20 protein-coding genes are annotated in these 21,731 nt (G+C 57.4%); 9 read left to right on the top strand and 11 right to left on the bottom strand.

Annotated features, from left to right (window positions below; translation table 11 throughout):
• Nucleotides 1-16 precede the first annotated feature (16 nt).
• The 7 genes from cysQ to I9184_RS11145 all read left to right on the top strand — a co-directional run bounded on the left by cysQ (nucleotide 17) and on the right by I9184_RS11145 (nucleotide 8,033).
• Nucleotides 17-814 carry a 3'(2'),5'-bisphosphate nucleotidase CysQ gene (gene cysQ / locus I9184_RS11115; RefSeq protein ID WP_171724025.1) on the top strand — a complete coding sequence of 266 codons (798 nt, stop codon included), beginning with the start codon at nucleotides 17-19 and terminating at the stop codon, nucleotides 812-814.
• Entirely contained in the window at nucleotides 814-1,614 is an 801-nt protein-coding gene (locus tag I9184_RS11120) for a manno-octulosonate cytidylyltransferase (protein ID WP_209834350.1), read from the top strand. Before cysQ ends, I9184_RS11120 begins: the two co-directional genes overlap by 1 nt.
• Nucleotides 1,615-1,684: 70 nt before the next feature.
• Nucleotides 1,685-2,668 (top strand): UDP-glucose 4-epimerase GalE, encoded by a 984-nt coding sequence (gene galE / locus I9184_RS11125; RefSeq protein ID WP_171724023.1) that lies wholly within the window; start codon nucleotides 1,685-1,687, stop codon nucleotides 2,666-2,668.
• A gap of 7 nt (nucleotides 2,669-2,675) precedes the next feature.
• Entirely contained in the window at nucleotides 2,676-3,719 is a 1,044-nt protein-coding gene (locus tag I9184_RS11130; RefSeq protein ID WP_209834352.1) for a glycosyltransferase family 2 protein, read from the top strand.
• A gap of 184 nt (nucleotides 3,720-3,903) precedes the next feature.
• A complete protein-coding gene (locus I9184_RS11135) occupies nucleotides 3,904-4,890 on the top strand; it encodes a glycosyltransferase family 2 protein (RefSeq protein ID WP_209834477.1) in 987 nt (328 codons plus the stop codon).
• On the top strand, nucleotides 4,887-6,587 hold the full coding sequence (locus I9184_RS11140) for a beta-1,6-N-acetylglucosaminyltransferase (RefSeq protein WP_209834354.1): 1,701 nt from the start codon (nucleotides 4,887-4,889) through the stop codon (nucleotides 6,585-6,587). Before I9184_RS11135 ends, I9184_RS11140 begins: the two co-directional genes overlap by 4 nt.
• Before the next feature lie 6 nt (nucleotides 6,588-6,593).
• Nucleotides 6,594-8,033: a nodulation protein NodH gene (locus I9184_RS11145; protein WP_209834356.1), complete on the top strand. Its 1,440-nt coding sequence runs from the start codon at nucleotides 6,594-6,596 to the stop codon at nucleotides 8,031-8,033.
• Here the strand turns inward: I9184_RS11145 and I9184_RS11150 are convergent.
• The 8 genes from I9184_RS11150 to I9184_RS11185 all read right to left on the bottom strand — a co-directional run bounded on the left by I9184_RS11150 (nucleotide 8,030) and on the right by I9184_RS11185 (nucleotide 17,269).
• Nucleotides 8,030-8,548: a L,D-transpeptidase family protein gene (locus I9184_RS11150; RefSeq protein ID WP_171230125.1), complete on the bottom strand. Its 519-nt coding sequence runs from the start codon at nucleotides 8,546-8,548 to the stop codon at nucleotides 8,030-8,032. The two genes, I9184_RS11145 and I9184_RS11150, sit on opposite strands and share 4 nt — an antisense overlap.
• A gap of 59 nt (nucleotides 8,549-8,607) precedes the next feature.
• Nucleotides 8,608-9,393 (bottom strand): ion transporter, encoded by a 786-nt coding sequence (locus I9184_RS11155; RefSeq protein WP_171635393.1) that lies wholly within the window; start codon nucleotides 9,391-9,393, stop codon nucleotides 8,608-8,610.
• A 21-nt stretch (nucleotides 9,394-9,414) separates the two neighbouring features.
• On the bottom strand, nucleotides 9,415-10,644 hold the full coding sequence (locus I9184_RS11160) for a class I SAM-dependent RNA methyltransferase (RefSeq protein WP_209834358.1): 1,230 nt from the start codon (nucleotides 10,642-10,644) through the stop codon (nucleotides 9,415-9,417).
• A gap of 39 nt (nucleotides 10,645-10,683) precedes the next feature.
• A complete protein-coding gene (locus I9184_RS11165) occupies nucleotides 10,684-12,516 on the bottom strand; it encodes an ABC transporter ATP-binding protein (RefSeq protein WP_209834360.1) in 1,833 nt (610 codons plus the stop codon).
• Nucleotides 12,513-14,351: an ABC transporter ATP-binding protein gene (locus tag I9184_RS11170; RefSeq protein ID WP_209834362.1), complete on the bottom strand. Its 1,839-nt coding sequence runs from the start codon at nucleotides 14,349-14,351 to the stop codon at nucleotides 12,513-12,515. The genes I9184_RS11165 and I9184_RS11170 overlap by 4 nt, the downstream gene beginning before the upstream one ends.
• 191 nt (nucleotides 14,352-14,542) lie before the next feature.
• Entirely contained in the window at nucleotides 14,543-15,697 is a 1,155-nt protein-coding gene (locus I9184_RS11175) for a CCA tRNA nucleotidyltransferase (RefSeq protein ID WP_209834364.1), read from the bottom strand.
• Nucleotides 15,694-16,290 (bottom strand): CoA pyrophosphatase, encoded by a 597-nt coding sequence (locus I9184_RS11180; protein ID WP_348539526.1) that lies wholly within the window; start codon nucleotides 16,288-16,290, stop codon nucleotides 15,694-15,696. The genes I9184_RS11175 and I9184_RS11180 overlap by 4 nt, the downstream gene beginning before the upstream one ends.
• Nucleotides 16,283-17,269 (bottom strand): Hsp33 family molecular chaperone HslO, encoded by a 987-nt coding sequence (locus I9184_RS11185; RefSeq protein ID WP_209834369.1) that lies wholly within the window; start codon nucleotides 17,267-17,269, stop codon nucleotides 16,283-16,285. Before I9184_RS11185 ends, I9184_RS11180 begins: the two co-directional genes overlap by 8 nt.
• 76 nt (nucleotides 17,270-17,345) lie before the next feature.
• On the opposite strand from I9184_RS11185, the gene I9184_RS11190 reads away from it, so the two are divergent.
• The gene (locus tag I9184_RS11190) at nucleotides 17,346-17,789 is read left to right on the top strand and encodes an NUDIX hydrolase (protein WP_152459593.1); all 444 of its coding nucleotides are present in this window, start codon (nucleotides 17,346-17,348) and stop codon (nucleotides 17,787-17,789) included.
• Here I9184_RS11190 and I9184_RS11195 read toward each other — a convergent pair.
• Nucleotides 17,786-19,060, bottom strand: a complete 1,275-nt coding sequence (locus I9184_RS11195) for a SpoIIE family protein phosphatase (protein ID WP_171635382.1) — start codon at nucleotides 19,058-19,060, stop codon at nucleotides 17,786-17,788. The two genes, I9184_RS11190 and I9184_RS11195, sit on opposite strands and share 4 nt — an antisense overlap.
• Nucleotides 19,061-19,223: 163 nt before the next feature.
• Here I9184_RS11195 and I9184_RS11200 point away from each other — a divergent pair, with 163 nt between their 5' ends.
• Nucleotides 19,224-19,553, top strand: a complete 330-nt coding sequence (locus tag I9184_RS11200; RefSeq protein WP_209834371.1) for an Hpt domain-containing protein — start codon at nucleotides 19,224-19,226, stop codon at nucleotides 19,551-19,553.
• Here the strand turns inward: I9184_RS11200 and ilvA are convergent.
• Together ilvA and I9184_RS11210 are read right to left on the bottom strand one after the other, a co-directional pair.
• Nucleotides 19,550-20,776: a threonine ammonia-lyase IlvA gene (gene ilvA, locus I9184_RS11205; RefSeq protein WP_171724015.1), complete on the bottom strand. Its 1,227-nt coding sequence runs from the start codon at nucleotides 20,774-20,776 to the stop codon at nucleotides 19,550-19,552. The two genes, I9184_RS11200 and ilvA, sit on opposite strands and share 4 nt — an antisense overlap.
• A 58-nt stretch (nucleotides 20,777-20,834) precedes the next feature.
• Complete coding sequence (locus I9184_RS11210; RefSeq protein ID WP_171724014.1) at nucleotides 20,835-21,602, bottom strand: hypothetical protein; 768 nt, start codon at nucleotides 21,600-21,602, stop codon at nucleotides 20,835-20,837.
• Nucleotides 21,603-21,731 lie beyond the last annotated feature (129 nt).

The following is a 21,731-nucleotide window of genomic DNA, read 5'->3' on the forward strand; positions in this document are numbered from 1 at the left end:
GGAACGGAGCTTTTTTGTGACCTACGATGCGCTTATTCCCGTCATCCGGCGACTGGCTCTGGAGGCAGGCGACAAGATCATGGAAATCTACGAGGCGGATGATTTCGATGTCAAAGTCAAATCCGACTCCAGCCCTGTGACCGTGGCAGACGAAGCCGCTGATGCATTGATTTCGGCAGGCTTGCGTGCGGCATTCCCGGATATTCTTCTGATCACCGAAGAACAGGCCGCTTCGCATTCGGAAAAAGGCGATACTTTCCTCATTGTTGATCCGCTGGACGGCACCAAGGAATTCATCAACCGTCGCGGCGACTTTACCGTCAACATCGCGCTTGTCGAAAACGGAGTGCCAACCCGGGGAGTGGTCTATGCCCCGGCGCGGGGTCGTATGTTCTTCACGCTGGCTGATGGCCGCGCGGTCGAGGAAACGGGCGCTTTCGACAAAAACGAGACCGGTTCTTTGACGCCCATATCAGTCTCTGAACCGGATAATTCCGGGCTTTTGGTCGTGGCGTCGAAGTCCCACAGGGATCAGGCCACCGAGGACTACATCAACAAATATCATGTGAAGGACAGCAAAAGCGCGGGTTCGTCGCTCAAGTTCTGTCTGGTTGCCACGGGCGAAGCGGATATCTATCCGCGCGTCGGGCGCACGATGGAATGGGATACGGCGGCAGGCCACGCGGTACTGGCCGGAGCCGGTGGCCAGGTTGTGCGTTTTGACGACCATACTCCGTTGGTTTATGGCAAGGACGGCTATGCAAATCCGTTCTTTATTGCTTACGCTCCGGGTGTTGAACTGAAGGAAGCCTGATGTCCGTTCTGATTGCCATTCCCGCCCGTTACGCCTCGACCCGCTATCCCGGCAAGCCACTGGTTCCCCTGACCGGCGCAAAAGGCGCATCCATGACACTGATCGAACGGTCCTGGCGTGCAGCCATGTCAGTCTCGGGTGTCGATCGCGTTGTTGTTGCGACGGATGATGAGCGCATTCGCGACGTGTCCGAGGGTTTTGGGGCCGAGGTCGTGATGACCTCGGAAAACTGTCAGAACGGCACCGAACGATGCGCCGAGGCGCATGAGGTTCTGGGTGGCGGGTATGAAATCATCGTCAACCTGCAAGGCGACGCTCCGCTGACCCCGCATTGGTTTGTCGAAGATCTGGTTTCCGGCCTGCGCGCCGCCTCGGATGCCGGTGTTGCGACCCCTGTCCTGCGCTGTGACGGCAGTGCGTTGAACAGTCTGCTGAACGACCGCAAGCATGGCCGTGTAGGTGGCACGACGGCAGTGTTCGGACGCGATCACAGTGCGATGTACTTCTCGAAAGAGGTTGTTCCCTTCACGTCGCAGACATACGCCGGCGATGAAGCGACACCCGTGTTTCACCATGTCGGCGTTTACGCCTATCGGCCCGACGCCCTTGCGGCGTATCCGGGCTGGCCAACCGGGCCTCTGGAACAGCTGGAAGGCCTGGAACAGCTCAGGTTCATGGAAAACGGGCGCAAGGTTCTGTGCGTCGAGGTCGAGGCAAGGGGCCGTCAGTTCTGGGAACTGAACAACCCGCAGGACGTGCCCAAGATCGAAGAGATGATGGCAGCCATGGGGCTGGAGTGACGTCTTTTCCCCATGACTCTGACGGCGCCCCTGTAGAAACTGTGCCTCAACCAGCCCCAATGGATATGCCATGAAGACAATTCTTGTCACCGGTGGTGCCGGGTATATCGGCTCACATGCCTGCAAGGCGCTTGCGCAGGCAGGTTACCTTCCTGTGACCTACGACAACCTGATCACGGGTTGGCAGGATGCGGTGCAATTTGGCCCTTTTGAACAGGGCGACCTTTTGGACCGGGACCGCCTGGATGAGGTGTTCGCGAAACACAAGCCAGATGCGGTGATGCATTTCGCGGCGCTCAGCCAGGTTGGCGATGCCATGCGCCAGCCCGGCGTGTATTGGTCGAACAATGTCACGGGCTCGCTGACTCTGATTGAAGCAGCCGTCGAGGCCGGCTGTCTGGATTTCGTATTTTCGTCCACATGTGCAACGTATGGCGAGCACGACAATGTGGTTCTTGATGAATCCACGGCGCAGTATCCTCTGAACGCCTACGGGGCATCAAAACGCGCGATCGAAGATATCCTCAAGGATTTCGAGGCGGCTCATGGGCTGCGCCATGTCATCTTCCGGTATTTCAACGTTGCAGGTGCAGACCCCGAAGGAGACGTGGGCGAGTTTCACCGCCCCGAAACCCATCTGATCCCGCTGATGTTGGACGCGATTGACGGCAAGCGGGACGGTCTGACCGTCTTTGGCACAGATTATGATACGCCCGACGGCACCTGTATCCGCGATTATGTACATGTTTGCGATCTGGTAGATGCGCATATTCTGGGGCTGGGCTGGCTGGAACAGGGCAAAGGCAGCCGTGTCTTCAATCTGGGCACCGGGTCCGGGTTTTCCGTTCTTGAGGTGATCGAGCAATCCAGGTCCGTCACCAACCGTCCCGTGCCGTATACAGTGGGCCCTCGTCGGGCAGGAGATTGCACCAAGCTGGTATCTGGTTCTGTGCGGGCTGAAAATGAACTGGGATGGAAGCCAAAAAGATCTACGTTAGAGACGATGATCGCAGACGCCTGGCGCTGGCACCAGAACGGCCACTACGAAAAATGAGGACCCGGTGACATCCAGCTCTGCTTTGACACTTCCCCGGATCGGATGGGCACGGAAGTACAGGTTGCGCTGGAAACGCCGGCGGCTGCTCTGGAGGTCGCTGCGCAGCCGACATCAGTTGACCCGCCAGAAGGATCAGACATCCCGAATCCAGCGGGGTGACATATTGGCCTTTGTCACCTTGCGCAATGAAATCATCCGCCTGCCCTGGTTCTTTCGTCACTATCGCGCCTTGGGCGTCGATCATTTTCTGATCGTCGACAACGGCAGCGACGATGGATCATCCGAGTATCTGCAAGATCAACCGGATGTCTCGGTGTGGAGAACCCATTCCAGCTATCGTGGATCGCGGTTTGGCCTGGACTGGCTGACCTGGTTGCAGATGCGCTATGGCCACCGCCACTGGTGCCTGATGGTGGATGCGGATGAACTGCTGGTCTATGCCCACTGCGACACCCGGTCCCTGCATGACCTGACAACCTGGCTGGACCTGCACGGGAAGATCGGGTTCGGGACGCTGATGCTGGACCTCTATCCCAAGGGCCCCTTGGGTGATGCGGCTTATGACCCGGACACCGACCCCACAAATCTGCTGTGCTGGTTCGATGCAGGACCGTATCGCGCGCAGCGGCAAAGCCCGATGGGCAATATGTGGGTGCAGGGTGGCGCGCGGGAACGTATTTTCTTTACGCAAACCCGGCAAAGATCACCCACGCTGAACAAGATCCCGCTGATGCGCTGGTCGCGGCGCTATGCCTATGTGAACTCATGCCATTCTGCCCTGCCGCGCCGCCTGAACGAAACCTATGATGGCCCGGGCGGCGATACCCCGTCGGGCGTGTTGCTGCACACGAAGTTCCTGCCGGACGTTATCGAGAAATCCAATACCGAAAAGCAGCGACGCCAACATTTTCATGATCCGGACCAATTCGGGCCATACTACGATGGGATAATCAACCAGCCGGACATGTGGACCCCACAATCGGTGCGCTACACCGGGTGGAGCCAGCTGGAACAGTTGGGTCTGATGAACGGCGGAGGCTGGGATTGAAAACGAAAACAAGGGCATCAACCGCACGTTTACAGTTTGCGGGTTTTAAAGACGTTGCGTCAGAAGATGCAAAGATGGCATAAACCGGTAATGCCATGTCGTGCCAACTGTCACGGCTGGTTCGGGGAAAGCTCGCGTTATAAAAAGGTTGGGCAGTCACGTGAGCCTGTTTGAGTCCTACAAAATGAGATTGCGGCGCAAGCGCCGTATTCTGCGCTGCCTCAGACGACGCCGCGAGCTCAAGCCAGTCAGCAACAACACACAGGCCATACGGCGTGATGATATCCTGCTGATGAGCGTTGTGCGGAACGAGAAAATTCGCCTGCCCTTCTTTCTTGAATATTATCGCAAACTGGGTATCAACCATTTTCTGTTTGTCGACAACAACAGCGATGATGGCAGTTTTGAATTTTTGAAAGAACAGGCTGACGTTTCGGTCTGGCGGACGACGACCAGCTACAAACGGGCAAGCTATGGTCTGGACTGGTCGAACTATCTGCTGCGCAAATACGCGCACGATCACTGGGTGCTGAGCGTCGATCCGGACGAATTCTTCATCTATCCGTTCTGCGACACCCGTCCAATCCGAGCCTTGACGGACTGGCTGGATGGCAGTGCCGTGCGCAGTTTTGGCACGATGCTGATCGACATGTACCCCGAAGGTCCGGTGGACGCCGACCCCTATGCCGAAGGTCAGAACCCGTTCGAAATCGCGCGCTGGTTCGATCCCGGGAATTACATGATCACCAAGAACCCCGAGTACAAGAACCTTTGGATTCAAGGGGGTCCACGGGCGCGCGTGTTCTTTCAGGACAACCCCTCCAAAGCACCGGCGCTGAACAAGATTCCGCTGGTAAAATGGAACCGGCGCTATGTTTATGTCAGCTCGACCCATTCGCTTTTGCCGCGCGGGCTTAACCAGGTTTACGACGAATGGGGCGGCGAAAAGGCCAGCGGGTCACTGCTTCATGCCAAGTTGATCAATACTCTTGGGGAAAAAGCCCGCGAGGAATTGCTGCGTGGCCAGCATTACCGGGGCTCGGGCGAATACAAGGCATATGCAACCCGGCTTGAGGACAAGCCTGTTTTCTGGTGCGAATGGTCCGAGGCCTACATCAACTGGCGACAGCTTGAGATCCTGGGCCTCATGTCGAAAGGAAACTGGGCATGAGCGGTCTGGGTATTGTCATGTTGGTTCATACTTCGCTGGACCGCGCCGAGCAGGTCGCACGCCACTGGACAGCAGCAGGGTGCCCGGTGGTCATCCATGTGGATCGCAAGGTGCCAGACACTGTTTTTTCCCGGTTTGTTGCGTCCTGTTCGAACAATCCATCGATCGTGTTTTCTGACCGACATCGCTGCGATTGGGGTGGCTGGGGTATCGTTGCCGCCTCGCAAAGCGCGTCCGAGTTGATGCTGGAGCGTTTCCCCGAAGTTCGGCATGTATTTCTTGCCTCGGGGGCCTGCCTGCCCTTGCGACCGGTTCAGGAACTGATCGATTACCTGTCAGACCGGCCGCGTGTCGATTTCATCGAAAGCGCGACGACATCCGATGTCAGCTGGACCATCGGCGGGCTGGATCATGAACGGTTCACCCTGCGGTTTCCGTTTTCGTGGCGCAAGCATCGCAAACTATTCGACGCATATGTAAAACTTCAGCGTCTGATGGGCTTTCGCAGGAAAATCCCCGACGGACTGGTTCCGCATATGGGAAGCCAGTGGTGGTGCCTGACCCGCCAAACGCTGTCGGCAATCCTTCAAGACCCCAGGCGCAAGCTGTATGACAAGTATTTCCGTCATGTCTGGATTCCGGATGAAAGCTATTTCCAGACGCTGGCGCGCTTGTATTCCACGCATATTGAAAGCAGGTCCCTGACGCTGTCCAAATTCGATTACCAGGGCCGCCCGCACATCTTCTATGACGATCATCTGCAATTGCTGCGCCGATCGGATTGTTTTGTCGCCCGTAAAATCTGGCCCCGCGCAGAGCGATTGTACCAGGCATTCCTGACAGATCAGGCCGGGGCGATGAAACCGGCAGAGCCCAATCCGGGCAAGATCGATCGCGTATTTTCCAAAGCGGTGGAACGGCGAACCCGCGGGCGCGACGGGCTGTATATGCAAAGCCGGTTTCCCCGCCATGGCAGTGAAAACGGTCTGACATCGTCACAATATTCCGTATTCCAAGGCTTTTCGGAACTGTTCGAGGATTTCGAACCTTGGTTAGCCGCAACCACCGGGGCCAGAGTCCACGGGCATCTATTCGGGCCGGAACGCGCCGAATTTTCGCAAGGAGAAGCCATAACAAATGGCGCCCTCAGCGACAGTGCGGCGCTGCGGGACTATAACCCGACCGCCTTTTTGTCGAACCTGATCTGGAATACGCGCGGTGAACGCCAGTGTTTCCAGTTCAGCCCGCGGGACACTCAGGAAATCAACTGGTTTCTGGCGCGGGACAAAAACGCTCAGATTTCGGTCATCACCGGCGCATGGGCGATCCCACTGTTCCGGTCCAATATGAACTTCTCGGAAATCCGAAGTGAGGCGGCGCGCCTGCAACAAATTGAAACCAAGCAGCTGGAGGTGCTGACATCGGTCTGGACCAAGGCGCGGATGCGCAGTTGGACGCTGGCCGACTTCATTGAATCTCCGATGGATGCCTTGCAGGGCATTCTAGAAGAAATCGGCATGCAGCAGACCAGCCATCTGACCGAAGTGCCAACCATGGTCGAACTGTCCGGATTCGGGAAGTTCCTGCAAAACCTCAAGAATCAGGGAATGCACCCATATCTGATGGGTGATTTCCCGGCGGACGATGTGTTCGGTCGCCAGGAAAAGCCATACCGAAAACCGTATCTGGTGCAGTGATTGCCCATGTCAGCCCATTTTGATTACTTCGTGATTCTGGCCGCCATGCGCACAGGTTCGAACCTGCTTGAGGCCAACCTGAACGCGCTGGAAGGGGTCACCTGTCACGGAGAGGCGTTCAATCCGCATTTTGCGGGCAGCCTGAAATCCGATCGTCTGCTTGGCCTTTCGCTGGAAGACCGGGATGCGGACCCCATGCGATTGCTCAAGGCGATCAAATCAGCACCGGGTGACATCAATGGCTTTCGATATTTCGAAGACCATGACCCACGTATCCTGAAACCCATGCTGAACGATCCGCGCTGTGCCAAGATCATTCTGACCCGCAACCCATTGGACAGCTACCTGTCGCTGAAAATAGCACAGAAAACGCAGCAGTGGCTGCTGAAGAATGTGAAACGCCGCGTCGACGCGCAGGTTGACTTCGACGCCGACGAATTTTCGGATTACCTGAACCAGCTGCAAGACCATCAGCTTATGGTGCAACGGCACCTGCAAAAGACAGGCCAAACCGGGTTCTTCATTCACTATGACGACCTGACCGAGCTGGAGGTCATAAACGGGCTGGCTGCATGGCTGGGGGTTGAGGGGCGGCTGACCCGACTGGATGATACCCTGAAACCGCAAAACCCGGCGCCGGCTTTGTCCAAGGTCACTAATCCTGATGAACTGAAACAAGCCCTGTGCGATCAGGATCGGTTCGGATTGCATCGGTCAACAAGCTTTGAGCCGCAGCGCGGCGCGGCTGTACCGCTTTATGTTGCCGCTGCAAGGTCTCCTTTGATGTATTTGCCCATTCGGGGCGGGATAGAGCCTCTTATCGTGCAATGGCTGGCTGATCTGGACGGATGTCAGACCGACAAGCTGATCACGGATCGAAATCGCAAACAGGTCCGGTCATGGAAGCAGGGCCATCCCGGTCATCGGCAATTTACCGTCCTGCGTCACCCTCTGGCCCGGGCACATACGGCGTTTTGCAGTCATATTCTGAACACGGGGCCGAGCAGCTATAAGATGGTGCGGAATTATCTTCGCAACCGGCTCAAGCTGCCGATCCCGGGGCAAGTGAGGGACAACAATTATTCTGTCGAACAGCACCGCGAAGCGTTTTCGGGCTTTCTGAACTTTCTGCGCCTCAACCTCAACGGGCAGACACCGGTCCGTGTGGACGGCACGTGGTGCAGCCAGTCCAGGACGTTGGAAGGGATCGCATCCTTCACTCTGCCGGATCTGATTCTGAGAGAGGAGGATCTGATGACCGATCTGCCGAATCTGGCGCGCAGCATGGGGCATTCAAACCCGCCTCAGCCTGGCTCCTGCGCACCGGATGAACCCTACGCTTTGCAGCTGATCTGCGACAAAAACCTCGAAGCGCTGGCGGTTGACGCCTATCAGCGCGACTATGAAGCATTCGGGTTCAGTGACTGGGCGCCAAAAACGGCCTAAGGGCGCAGGGTTATCAGCGTACCTTTGTTAACCATCGCGTAAATCTCTTCGATTTCGTCATTCTTGACCGCGATGCATCCAGCTGTCCAATCCCGCTTCTTTTTTGCGCGTCTCCGCTCAGAACGCAGATTGGGTTCACCGTGGATGAAGATATCCCCACCCGGATCAACGCCCGCAGCCTTGGCTTTGGCGACATCCTGCGAGTTTGGATAAGAAATGCCCAGCGATAGGTGGTACCGGCTTCTGGGGTTGCGACGGTCGATCAGATAGGTGCCCTCGGGCGTTCTACCGTCACCGCGCTGGTTCTTCGTTCCATTCGGGGCAAACCCCAAATCGACGTCATATTCCTTAAGGATCTTTTCGTTGTGCAACAAGTAAAGTTTGCGCGTGCCCTTGTTGACCACCAAAGAGGTCACCTCGGGTCCGTTGTAAGTCAGAAATCTTGGGCCGCTAGAGGCACAAGCCGAAAGGCTCAGCGTTGCCAACGCGCCTAAACCGAATACTCGACGATCCATGTTTCACTGCCTGCTCTGCTTTTTTTCGATCATTATGCCAAAAATTGGAAAAACTGAAATCACATTTTGATGTTCGACTGCTCGGCCAGTCTACGTTCAATGCTTTCCAGCCGTTCCAGAACCTCATCGCGATAGGCATCGGTTTTAACCTCATCCTCGGCATGATGGGCATCCTGCATCGAATTGACGATCAGACCCACCAACAGGTTCACCACCGCAAAGGTCGTGACCATGATGAAGGGAACAAAGAAGACCCAGGCATAGGGATAGACCTCCATCACCGGGCGCACGATGCCCATCGACCAGCTTTCCAACGTCATGATCTGGAACAGCGTATAAGCAGACAGGCCCAGATCGCCGAACCAATCCGGGAACGATTCCGAAAACAGCTTGGTCGAGATTACCGAACCGATATAGAACAGAATTGCCATCAGCAGAAACACGCTGGCCATGCCCGGAAGGGCCGAGATGAACCCTTCGACCACGCGACGCAGACGAGGCGCCACGGAAATCACGCGCAACACCCGCAGAATTCGCAGGGCGCGCAGCACCGACAGACCCCCGGCGCTGGGAACCAGGGCAATTCCAACGATCAGGAAATCGAATATGTTCCAGCCATTTGTGAAGAACCTGCGCCCGGTGGCAATCAGTTTCATGGAAATTTCAGCCACAAAGATCGCCAGGCAAAGCCTGTCCAGCGCCACGATCAAAGGACCTGCCAGTTCCATCAGGGTCGGCGATGTCTCCATCCCCAAAAGAATGGCATTGAAAATGATCACGGCCGTTATGAACCGCCCGAAAACGGGCGCTTCGATAATATTCAGCAAACGCTGTTTGGACCCCATGTGTCAGCTTCCCCAGTAAGATCAAGATGCGGCGTTCAGAACAAACCGCGCAGCGAGTTCCGTATGTGACGACCACCGAAATTGGTCAACGACCTGTACCCATTCAAGGGTGTAACCCGCGTTAACCAGCGTTTTTGCATCGCGCGCAAAGGTGACGGGATTGCACGAGACATAAGTGATCACCGGGCGTTGCGCCTGTGCTATCTCGTTTACCTGCGCTTCGGCACCGGCGCGAGGCGGGTCCAGAACAATGGCGTCAAAAGATTTCAGCTCGTCCGGCATCAGCGGGCGGCGAAACAGGTCGCGGGCCTCGGTCGTGACGCGTTTCAGCCCCTGTGCCCTGCGCCAGCCCTGATCCAACGCCTCGATCATGGCGGCCTCGCCTTCAACCGCGTGAACTTCGGCGCTTTCCGCCAACGGTAAAGAGAACGTTCCGCTGCCTGCAAACAGGTCAGCGATACGTTTCGCACCCCGTGTAGCCTCGGAAACTGCCTTTGACAGAGCCTTTTCTCCGTCCTTTGTTGCTTGCAAGAAAGCTCCGGGGGGTGGCGTGACTCCGGCTGCTCCAAAGCGCTGAACCGGCGCATGCCGCATGGCAATAACCTCATCATCCCAACTGAGCCGGGCCAGCCCATGTTTCTCGGTCGCCTGCGCCAACGCCAGTTCCAAGGGGCCGTCCAGCGGCTTGCCACCTGTTACGGCCACATCCAGACCAGCTTCGGACAGTGTGAGCGTGACAGCCAGAACGCCCTTGCGGCTTGCGCCCAGGGTGGCCAGCGCCTCGGCCACGGGAATGGCCACGATCAAGGCCGGGTCAAGCAACCGGCAATCGGGTATCTCGGTGATCGTGCCGGATGCACGACCGTGAAACCCCGCCAATGTGCCCTTTTTCGTGCGCCTTACGGCAATCGTAGCCCGCCGACGTGACCGTTCGGGCGATGTGTGTATCGGGCGCAGGGGTGCTTCGAGATCCTGCGCCGTCAGCGCCTTGCGGACGACTTGCAGTTTCCAGTCGGCCACAAATGCATCGGATGCGTGCTGCAACTGGCAGCCACCACACGCTTTGTAGTGGCGGCAAGGGGCTTTGACACGGTGTTCGGACGGTGTCTCGACCCGGATATCGGTCAATTGCTGACCAACAAGGGTGCCACTGACGATCTCGCCGGGAAGGGTACGAGGGGCGTAAACAGGACCATCGGCAATACCGTCGCCCTGATGGCCAAGCCTTGTGATTGTGAATTGCTGCGTCATGAGAGGCCTGATAGCCGGGCTTTCGCAGCAAAAAAACCCTTATTCCGCAGCTTCTGCCTGAATGAACCCGCCCGACTGGCGGTGCCAGAACCGCGCATACAGCCCACCCAGGTCCAGCAGCGCCTCATGCGTTCCGGTTTCGGCGATCCTGCCCTCGTCCAAAACAACAATCCGGTCCATTTCGCTGAGTGTCGACAGCCGGTGCGCAATGGCCAGCACCGTTTTACCCTGCATCACCCGATGCAGCGCGGTCTGAATCGAAGCTTCAACCTCGGAATCCAGCGCCGATGTCGCCTCGTCGAGAACCAGAATTGGAGCATCTTTCAGAATGGCGCGCGCCAGAGCGATCCGTTGTCGCTGCCCGCCGCTGAGTTTCACGCCCCGTTCACCCAGATGAGCATCATAGCCTTTTCGACCATGAGCATCTTCAAGACTCAGGATGAAATCATGCGCTTCGGCCTTTTTTGCGGCCTCAATCATCTCGGCCTCTGAGGCGTCCGGCCGACCATACAGAATGTTCTCACGAGCAGACCGGTTGAACATCGCCGTTTCCTGCGTGACCATACCTATCTGTCGGCGCAGGCTGTCCTGCGTCACCTGTGACACGTCCTGGCCGTCGATACGAATGGCGCCACTTTCCCTATCATAGAGCCTGAGCAACAGTGAGACGAGCGTGGATTTCCCCGCCCCGGATGCACCGACGATGCCCAGCTTTTCGCTCGGGTTGACGGTCAGGCTCAAGTCCGTGACGCCACCGATATCGCGCCCGTAAGCAAAGCTGACGCCTTCGAAGGAAATCGACCCTTCGGTCACGTCTAGGTCCTTCGCCCCGCACATATCTTCGACCCGGTCACGCTTGGCCAGCGTTTTCATCCCGTTTTCGATTTCACCGACATTGGCATACAGCCCCATCAAGGTGAAACTGACCCAACCGGTCATCTGAGCAATACGGATCGAAACCGCCCCGGCAGCCACGATATCCCCGGCGGTCGCCATACCGCCCTGCCACAGCCACAAAGTCGCGCCCAGCAGCAAGACAGGCAGGACACCGGCCAGTGTCATGAGGATGAACCGGAAACTCGCCGACAACTTGCCGAAATCCAGCGATTTTTCACGCAGATCCACCATCGATTCACGCGCCGCCTGATCTTCGAATTTCGAGTGGGCGAACAGCTTCACGGTTTTGATGTTGGTGATCGTATCGACCACCTGCCCGGACACCATCGCCCGCGCCCCGGCCCGCGCGGCGGAACGTTTGCGGATGCGCGGCAGATACCAGCGCACCAGCATGAAATACACAGCCAGCCATGCCGCGAAGGGCAGCATCACCAAAGGATGAATAGACCCTAACAAAAGCAAAGACCCCACCAGAGACGCCAGGGCAAACACAATCGCGCTGATCGTTTCCGACACGACCGAAGCCATGGCGTTCGATGTCTGCATCTGCTTTTGCGCGATCCGACCGGCAAAATCATCGTCGAAATAGGTCACTGACTGACCCAAGGTCCAACGGTTCAACTTGGCCAGAACCAAAGGTGTGATGTTTGGCATGACAATATAATTGTTCGACAAGGATGACAGGCCAAACAGGATCGGGCGAAGCAACATGAAGAAGGCGACCGCACCGAGGATCATCCACATATTAGAAGCGGTCAGAAAATTCTCGGGTCCGCTGGCGGTCGCCACATCAATCACGCGGCCCAGTATCCATGCCGTGACCGCCTCCATCGCGCCTGCAATGGCCGAGAAGAACGCCGCAACAAACAGCATCGGCCACGCCCCGGAAAGGCTCCAGCGGATGAACGCCCCCAACGTCTGCGGTGGGGGCGTTTCGGTGTTCCTGAACGGATAGATGAGGTCGGCAATCCTCATTCAGCGGCCTCCGGGTTCATGAAGCCACCAGATTGCCGCGCCCAGAATTGGGCGTAAAGGCCACCTTGCGCCAGAAGATCAGAATGCGTGCCTTCCTCGACGATACGGCCTGCATCCATCACCAGAATGCGATCCATCTGCGCGATGGTACTAAGCCTGTGGGCAATGGCGATCACGGTTTTTCCTTGCATCATGCCGTAGAGAGTTTCCTGAATTGACGCTTCGACCTCGGAATCTAGGGCGGATGTCGCCTCATCCAACAACAAGATCGGTGCATCCTTCAGGATCACCCGCGCCAGCGTCACACGCTGCCGCTGGCCACCTGACAGCTTCACCCCCCGTTCACCGACATGCGCGTCGTACCCGGTGCGACCCTGCGGATCCTGCAAATCGAGGATGAACTCATGTGCTTCGGCCTGTTTGGCGGCGGCGATCATCTGTGCCTCGGACGCATCCGGACGGCCATAGAGGATGTTGTCGCGCACCGACCGGTGCAGCAACGCGCTATCTTGCTGAACCATGCCGATATGGCTCCGCAGACTGTCCTGCGTGACATCCGCAATGTTTTGATCGTCAATCAGAATTGCGCCACGCTCAACGTCGTAGAATCGCAAAAGCAGCTTTACTAGGGTCGATTTTCCCGCGCCAGACCGCCCGATCAAACCAATCTTTTCGCCGGGCCGGACGGTCAGGTCGATATGGTCCAAACCGCCGGCCTCGCGACCATAGTGATGCGAGAGGTCGCGGATCTGGATCTCACCCTTGCTGAGTTGCAGTGGCTTCGCAGTCGGTGCATCAAGCAAATCGATGGGCTGGGCAATGGTCTCCATCCCCTCGGACACGATACCAAGTTGGCGGAAAAAGCTGGTCAGGGCCCACATGATCCATCCGGTCATGGCATTCAGGCGCAGGGTCAAGGCCGTAGCCGCCGCAACAACACCGACCGAAGCGCTGCCTTGCATCCACAAGGCAATCGCCCAGCCCACAACACCCACGATCAGCATACCGTTCAAAGTGACCAGAACGGCATCCATAATAGTGAAAATCCGCATTTCAATCTGAAATGTCCGACGGGTTTCCTCGATCGCCTCGCGGGCATAGTCCAGCTCTTGCGGGCCATGGGCAAACATTTTGACCGAATGGATGTTGGTATAGCTGTCCACCACCCGCCCCGTGACCGTCGAACGCGCATCCGAGGCAGCTTTTGACGCCGGACCAACACGCTGAACGGTCCAGCGCACCAGCATGGCGTAGAATCCGAGCCAGATCAGCAGCGGGATCAACAAACGCGGATCCGCCGCATACAGCAGGATCGCCGCACCGATCAAATAGGCCAGCGAAAAGGAAATCGCGTCAAAAACCTGAAAGACCACTTCACCCGCCGCCGGAGGTGTCTGCATGATCCGGTTTGCAATCCGCCCGGCAAAGTCGTTTTCGAACCAGCCAACCGACTGACGCAACACGTGTTTGTGCGCACGCCAACGGATCAGCGTACCGAAGTTCGGCAAAATCGTATTGTTCAGCAGAAGTACGTCGACCAAATGCAGAAGCGGACGCAACAGCAACACAAAGGCTGCCATCAGCAGCAATTCCGTTCCGTGATTTTGCCAGACCTCTGCCGGCGTGCCGCCCAACAGATCCACGACGCGACCCATGTAGTAGATCAGCCCGATTTCAACACCCGCGACGATTATGGAAACCAGCGCCGCCCAGAAAAATACCCGAATAAAGGGCCGCGAATAATCCAGCATGAAGGGCCACAACCGCGTCGGCGGAGTGTCAGACTCACGGTAGGCAACAAAAGGGTCAACAAGGTTTTCGAAATAGCGAAACATGGATAGTGCTCCGATTGAGCAGGAAAATAGACGTGCGAAGAAAGATGGCGCCTGAACACCACCCTTTACGGGGCAGGTGTCCCGGCTTTAGCCGAACCAGATCCCGTAATACATTCGCATTCCTCCATCCATGTGACAGGCGCACCTAAGCACAAAGGATCCGAGATGTCATCCCCTTTTGAGACTTCGCGCTAATGTGCCAGCAACTCTTCGCGTGACAGCGCAAAACCGGATGCGATCCAGCGTTTTTCCAGCTCGGCCAGCTTCTTGCCCAGCGCCGGGCCGGTGAAGTTGGGGATCAGATCCCTGGCCTGGACAGGGAAACGTGCTGCTGCGCCTGCATGCAGATCGCGCCGCAAATCTTCAGACCAGGGTTGTTCCAGAAAGGCGCAGCGCAAAAGCGTCTCGTGCAATCCCCCTTCATCGCCATAGCGGTATCCCAGTTCAGCAATACTGGTTGTGGACTGTGCTTCTTCACGCATCCTGATCAGGCGTTGCAACTGCGAACGGCTCAACCGCAATGTCGCGGCATCATCGGGCGAGGCAATGGCTGCCAGACGACGCACCGGATCGGGATCGGCACCAGCCGCCTGTTCCAGCGCGATCAAAGGGGCCAAAGACCGATCGTCCGCCCCCGGCAGCACACGGGCCAAAACACCGGTACTGCGCATGGTCGCAACGGCAGTGGCCGGATCAGGTGACGCCAGCAATTTCAGCAGCTCTGCCCCGATCCGCTCGCGCGACAATGACTCCAGCCCGTCAAGATTGGCGCCGATGGCGGCCAGGGCATCGGGGTCGAAACCGCCATCCGGATCCCCGTACCAGGCGTGAAAACGGAAGTAGCGAAGCGAGCGGAGATAGTCTTCGCGAATGCGGTTCTCGGCGGTTCCGATGAACCGCACCAACCGGGCCTCGAGGTCGGGAAGACCACCCAGAGGGTCCAGCACGGTTCCATCGGGTTGGGCATAGAGCGCGTTCATGGTGAAATCCCGTCGCGCCGCGTCTTCTTCGACATGATCGGAAAAAGCCACGACCGCGCGGCGGCCATCTGTTTCCACGTCACGGCGGAAGGTGGTGACCTCGTGCGGGATGCCCGCGCTGACCACTGTGATCGTACCATGCTCGATGCCGGTCGGAATGGCCCTGAGCCCGGCAGCCTGCGCCAGCTCGACGATCTGCCCGGGCTTTGCATCGGTGGCAATGTCGATATCCGACACTGGTGCGCCAAGCAGCGCGTTGCGCACGCATCCACCCACGAAAAGCGCCTGAGCCCCGGATGAGGTCAGCGCCGAACAGACCTTTTGGGTCGCTGGTTCACTGATCCAGGCTTCGTCAATCAGCATCATTCATTCACCCGTGCAGCAAGCCCGCGCAATATGCGGGCGGTCGCGCCCCAGATGTAATAGGGGCCGTACGGAACTGCGTAGTATCTGCGTCTTTGGCCGCGCCATCGGCGCGACTCGACCAGATAATTCTCAGGATTCAAAAGATGGGCAAGGGGGGTCGAGAAAACTTCGTCCACTTCGCCGGGTTCAGGCACGGGTTGGAACCTGTCCCGCAAAACTGCGACAACCGGTGTCACAGTGAACGAGGTCACGGTCTCATGCGTCGACAGAAATCCCAGGATCTCGGGCATTTCCGGGGGCAGGCCGATCTCTTCCTCAGCTTCCCGCAGCGCCGCAGCCGTAACATCAGCATCGGTTTCGTCCTGTTTGCCACCGGGAAAGGCGATCTGGCCCGGGTGATGCTTCAACGCGGATGAGCGTTTGGTCAGGATGACCTGCGGTGTGTCATCAGCCAGCGAAATGGCCACCAGAACACCGGCGGGTCGCAACCGTCGTCCGGGCGGCAGAACGGTATCCGGGTTCAGGTCAAAGTCGCTGGACCCGTGACCGGGGCGGCGCAGGGCCGCCCGGATCTTTTCAACCAGGTCATGCACCTTTGGGGTCTTCGGCATCGAACCCGACAGTTGCTGGGTCCAACACATAATGAGCCCCGCAGAACTGACAATCCGCGGTGACTTCGCCCTCGGGCGTGGTCATCTTTTCGATATCCTTGGCCGAATAGATCGACAGGCTCTGTCGCACACGATCCTCGGAACAGGTGCAGCCAAATTGCACGGACTGCGCATCATAGACACGCGGCTGTTCCTCGTGAAACAGGCGAACCAGAAGGTCGGTCGGCGCAACAGAGGGGCCGATCATCTCCAATTCCTCGACGGTATCCAGCAGGATATTGACGCGACCCCAGTTTTCACCTTCTTCGCCGTCGACCAGTTCGGCAGCGGTCAGAATGTCACCGGTTCCTTCGCCCGACGCGGCAAAGGGCGACGCTTTGGGCATGTGTTGCAGCATGATGCCGCCTGCACGCCAATGCTCGCCCACGCCCGGCTCGGTCGATTTGCCGAAGCTCAGCGAAAACCGCGTCGGCAGCTGTTCGGATTGTGCAAAATACGCCTCGGCGCACGCACTCAGTGATCCACCGGCCAGCGGGGTAATGCCCTGATACGGCTGCGTGCCCTCACCCTGATCGATCATGATGGCAAAATACCCTTCGCCCACCTGATCGAACGGTGCGGAATTGGAAAGCCGGTCCCGGTCAAAACTGGCATAAGCCCGAATCTGGGCGGGCTGGCCCTCTTTCTGCGGCGCATAATAGTCGGTTGCGATCATGCGCACCGCCCCTTTGGACTGTACCTGCAACGACAGTTTCCAGCGCAACGCAACCGTTTGGCCGATCAACGCGGTCAGCAAGGCCATCTCGGCCACAAGCGCCTCGACCTGCTCGGGATAGTCATGCTGTTTCAGGATACCTTCCAGCACGCCATCCAGACGGGCCACGCGGCCGCGCATGTCGGATGCATCAAGTTGAAAGGGCAGGACAGTATCGTCCCACGCGATTTTTGTTCCAAGAGACATGGGGTTTCCTTACACGCCACGGGTTGGCATACCGGCACCATATAGGTCGTACAGATCGGGTTGAAAGGGGCCATACATGATCAGGCGGTTCGGTGAAACCCCCGAGACGGGGCGGAAATACACCCGAAGGGTTGGCGTATATGCCCTTTTGCCACGTGGCGGCCAATTGCTGTTGACCTGTCAGACCGAACCGGGCCCGGATCTGCAATTGCCGGGTGGAGGCATCGATCCGGGCGAATCACCGATTTCGGCCTTGCATCGCGAAGTCTATGAAGAAACCGGGTGGCACGTTGCCAACCCGCGTCGCATCGGCGCTTTTCGTCGGTTCACCTATATGCCCGAATACGATCTGTGGGCCGAAAAGGTCTGCCTGATCTACCGCGCCCGTCCCGTACGCCGCAAAGGCCCGCCGAGCGAGGCATTCCACGAAGCACTGTGGATGGAAGCCGCCGATGCCGTTGAATTGCTGGGCAATGACGGTGACCGGCACTTTGCGGAAATGCATCTCAGTTCGCTTTAAGGCCCGTTATATTCAAAGAAAACGGCGGATACGTCATCCCCAATGCCATCTTTGGGCGAAATCTCCTGGGTCAATCGCCAGAACATGTCGTCCAGAAACTCCGAGCCGCCCTTTTCAGAAATGCACTGCTGGGCCATCTGTCGCAAACCGTCTTCCTCTAGCAAACCGCCTTCGGCAAGCTGACATTCGGTAAACCCGTCCGAATACACCAACAGTTTGTCGCCGGGTTTCATGTGAATCTCGATTTGCTGAAAACTCGCATCTTCGATCAGCCCGATCGGCAACCCGCCATCACCCAGAAATTCAGTGCTGCCATCCTGCCGCAGCAGAAGCGGATGCGGATGCCCGGCCTGCACCATCTTGAGATGCCCGTTTCGAAGATCCACAATGGCGTAGACCATCGTGAAATATTCCTCGATCCCCTCATCCGCCATCAATCGGGAATTGAGCATGCTTGCGACGTCTTCCGGAGGCAGCAGTGCATAGAATTTGTTGAACCTCTTTTCCATTGCGACATTTTGATCGAAATGCTTGCTGGAAAGATAACCGCCCAGACGCGCCGTCATCATGGCCGAGGTGATGCCATGCCCGGATACATCTATGCTGTAGAACCCCAGCCGATTGACCCCGGGCGAGAACATGCCAACAAGGTCTCCTCCGATATGGCCGCAGGGTTTCAACAACAGGCTGACCCGGGATTTTCCAAAGCTCCGCGTAAATTCCGGAACCAGCGATTCCTGGATTTTTCGGGCCTGCATGAGGTCCTTGTCGATCGCGTCATGCGCCAGCCTGAGTTCTTCCAGCGCGGATTCGATCAGGCGGTTTTTCTGTGAAAGCTCGCGCTGCATGTCCAGAATGCGCGCGCCTGCGGATATGCGCGCCCGCAACTCATCCGCCTCCAGGGGTTTGATCAGAAAGTCGTCTGCCCCGGCATCCAGTCCGCGCGCAACCTCCTGCTTTTCACTTTTGGAAGTCAGAAGGATGAAATAACAATATTGATCGGTATCCAGGGCGCGAAACGCATTGCAGAACTCAAGCCCGCTCATCCCCGGCATGACCCAATCGCTGAGAACAAGATCAGGCGGATCGTCCAGACAATGCGCCAGGGCCGCATCGCCCGTATCGGCCTCGACCACCTCAAAGCCCCACTTTCTGAGCGATGCAACCAGGATGCGCCGCTGCAAACGGCTGTCATCAACAACCAGCACCTTACGGATCGCGCCGAAATCCAGATCTGATCTGGTTTCCTCAAGACTCGCCCTTGGCACCATTTACCCTCTGACCTGATGCGTTCATTCACACAGGGCGATCCTAGTGGCGACGGTTTTAACATCCGGTGAAGACCGAAGGCCGCAATCCCGCTTGGCTGTTAACCCGGTTTTTACTGGTGTTGCCTATTCCTGAAACCGCATGTTCAACGGCAGGTGACGCAGTATGATCCACTGGGGCAGAGTCCGACAATTGCGGGACGAGGTTGGCCCGGATGAGTTTGATGAGGTGGTCGACATCTTTCTGGAGGAAGTGCAGGAGGTCATCGCCCGCCTGCATCAGGATACAAGCCGGTCCGAGCTGGAACAGAACCTGCATTTCCTGAAGGGCAGCGCGCTCAGTCTTGGATTCGACCAGTTCTCGAAACTCTGTCAGGACGGCGAACGGCAGGCGGCCGCGGGTCAGGGCGAGGATGTCGATCTGCCCGCTATTCTGGCCGTATTTGACAGCTCGAAACAGAAATTCGACGCTGAGCTGCGCCAGAATCTGGATTAAATCACGAACTGCGCCAGCGTTTCGTCTTCGGTTATATCCGTGTAGGTGAACCCTGCCTCATCCAGATGCGCGAACAGACGCATGAAGTTTTCAGGCTTGCGGGTTTCAATCCCGATCAGAACCGAACCGAAATTGCGCGCCGATTTTTTCATGTATTCAAAGCGGGCGATATCGTCCTCGGGGCCGAGAATACCCAGAAACTCCTTCAACGCGCCGGGGCGCTGCGGCAGGCGCAGGATGAAATACTTCTTCACCCCGGAATAGCGTTGGGCGCGTTCTTTGACCTCGGGCAGGCGTTCGAAATCGAAATTGCCTCCGGATGTCACGCAGACCACGGTCTTGCCCCGTACAAAGCTTTGAATATCGCCCACCGCTTCGATCGCCAGCGCGCCGGCGGGCTCCAGAACAATGCCTTCGACATTCAGCATCTCGATCATGGTGGTGCAGATTCGGTCCTCGGACAGAACCAGCACATCCGACAGATGGCGTGATTTCAACAATTCGAACGGTTTCTCGCCAATTCGGCCGACCGCAGCGCCATCGACGAAGGTATCCACATGATCCAGCGAAACAGGGTGCCCCGCAGCCAAAGCAGCGCGCAAACAGGCACCTCCGGCCGGTTCGACAAACAGACAATGGCTGCGATCCCCGAACCATGTGGCCACGCCAGAGGACATGCCACCGCCGCCAACCGGCAGAACGATATGATCCGGCACACCGCCCAATTGCTCTTCGATCTCGACCGCCAGTGAGGCCTGGCCTTCGATTACATCAGCGTCGTCAAAAGGAGACAGGAAATATCCGCCCTGTTGCGTGCACCAGGCTTGAGCGGCCGCCAGAGTATCATCGAAATAGTCGCCGGTCAGATGGATCTCGATATTGTCGCCGCCGAAAATGCGGGTCTTTTGAATTTTCTGCTGCGGCGTCGTTACCGGCATGAAGATCACGCCGCGCACGTCCAGATGCTTACACATGAACGCCACGCCCTGCGCGTGGTTGCCAGCACTGGCACAGACAAACAGGTCCTGCCCCTGCTGCTTGCGCATGGCATTGAACGCACCACGGATCTTGTAAGACCGCACCGGGCTGAGGTCCTCACGCTTGAGCCAGATATCGGCGCCGTAGCGGTCAGACAGATGGGCATTCCGCTGCAATGGCGTCGCCGGAAACACAGAGCGCATCGCCTGTTCGGCTGCGCGGGCGCGGGTCATGAAATCAGTCATGCCCGTTTCCCTGCCCCATCATCGCGATAAGGGCAAGGAATACATATGTGTACGCCGCTCAGGACAGTTCGCGCTTTTCGATGAAGACGCCGTACATTGTGGTAAAGATACTGACGTTGATCATCGGAAGGATGAGCGTGCCGAAGAACACGGTCAGTAAAACGCCCAGCACCGGTATTATTGCCAAGGCGGCGAAAGCCAGCTGCACCAACACCTGGAACAGGAATGCAACGAGGAGCAGCAACAAGATTGCACCACTGACCCCGGATGTGTTGTTCCATGCCTCACCGAGCGATATGGGATTTCCTATCGCCGCCGCGGGCAGAATAATTGACAGGCGATAGAAGCATACGACCAGAAAAACGGAGTATGCAATCATCAGAATGATCGAAAGCCCTGCAAAACCTTCGCCTAATGCAGCAGCGACCAGACCCATGGGGATATACGCGATCACCATCAAAATCCCCAACATCAGGAAGCGACCGAAATAGGCAAGAATCCTGTCGAAACGGAATGTCGGAAGTATTCCCGTGGGGTACTCTTCCATCAGGATGAAGCGGTGCCATGACACCGCGATCCAGAACATGGTGACGAACATTACCGCCAGCAAAACGACCACAAAAACAAAGGCTGAACCTGCGGTTACACCCGGTGGCAGATCGACTGCGTTTTCATCCAGCGCCTCAAGCGGAATACCAAGCGCCATGAACACGCCCACGATGATGATTGTCGCAATCAGGGCAGGGCCAACCGTAATCTGCAGCACCTGCTTGATGTTTCCAAATACCATCCGCACCGAATGCACAAATATTTGCCATCCCAACATTTAAAACCGCCCCTTCAACCAATGCTTGTTATTCTCTGCACCCGTTTCACCTCAATTCAGGTACTGCGTCAATCCTCACAACTTGCCCCCACGTCGAAAACCCGCTAGGGGCCAATCGTCTTACGCATA

The sequence above is a fragment of the Ruegeria sp. HKCCE3926 genome (assembly GCF_017872515.1).
Classification (GTDB): domain Bacteria; phylum Pseudomonadota; class Alphaproteobacteria; order Rhodobacterales; family Rhodobacteraceae; genus Ruegeria.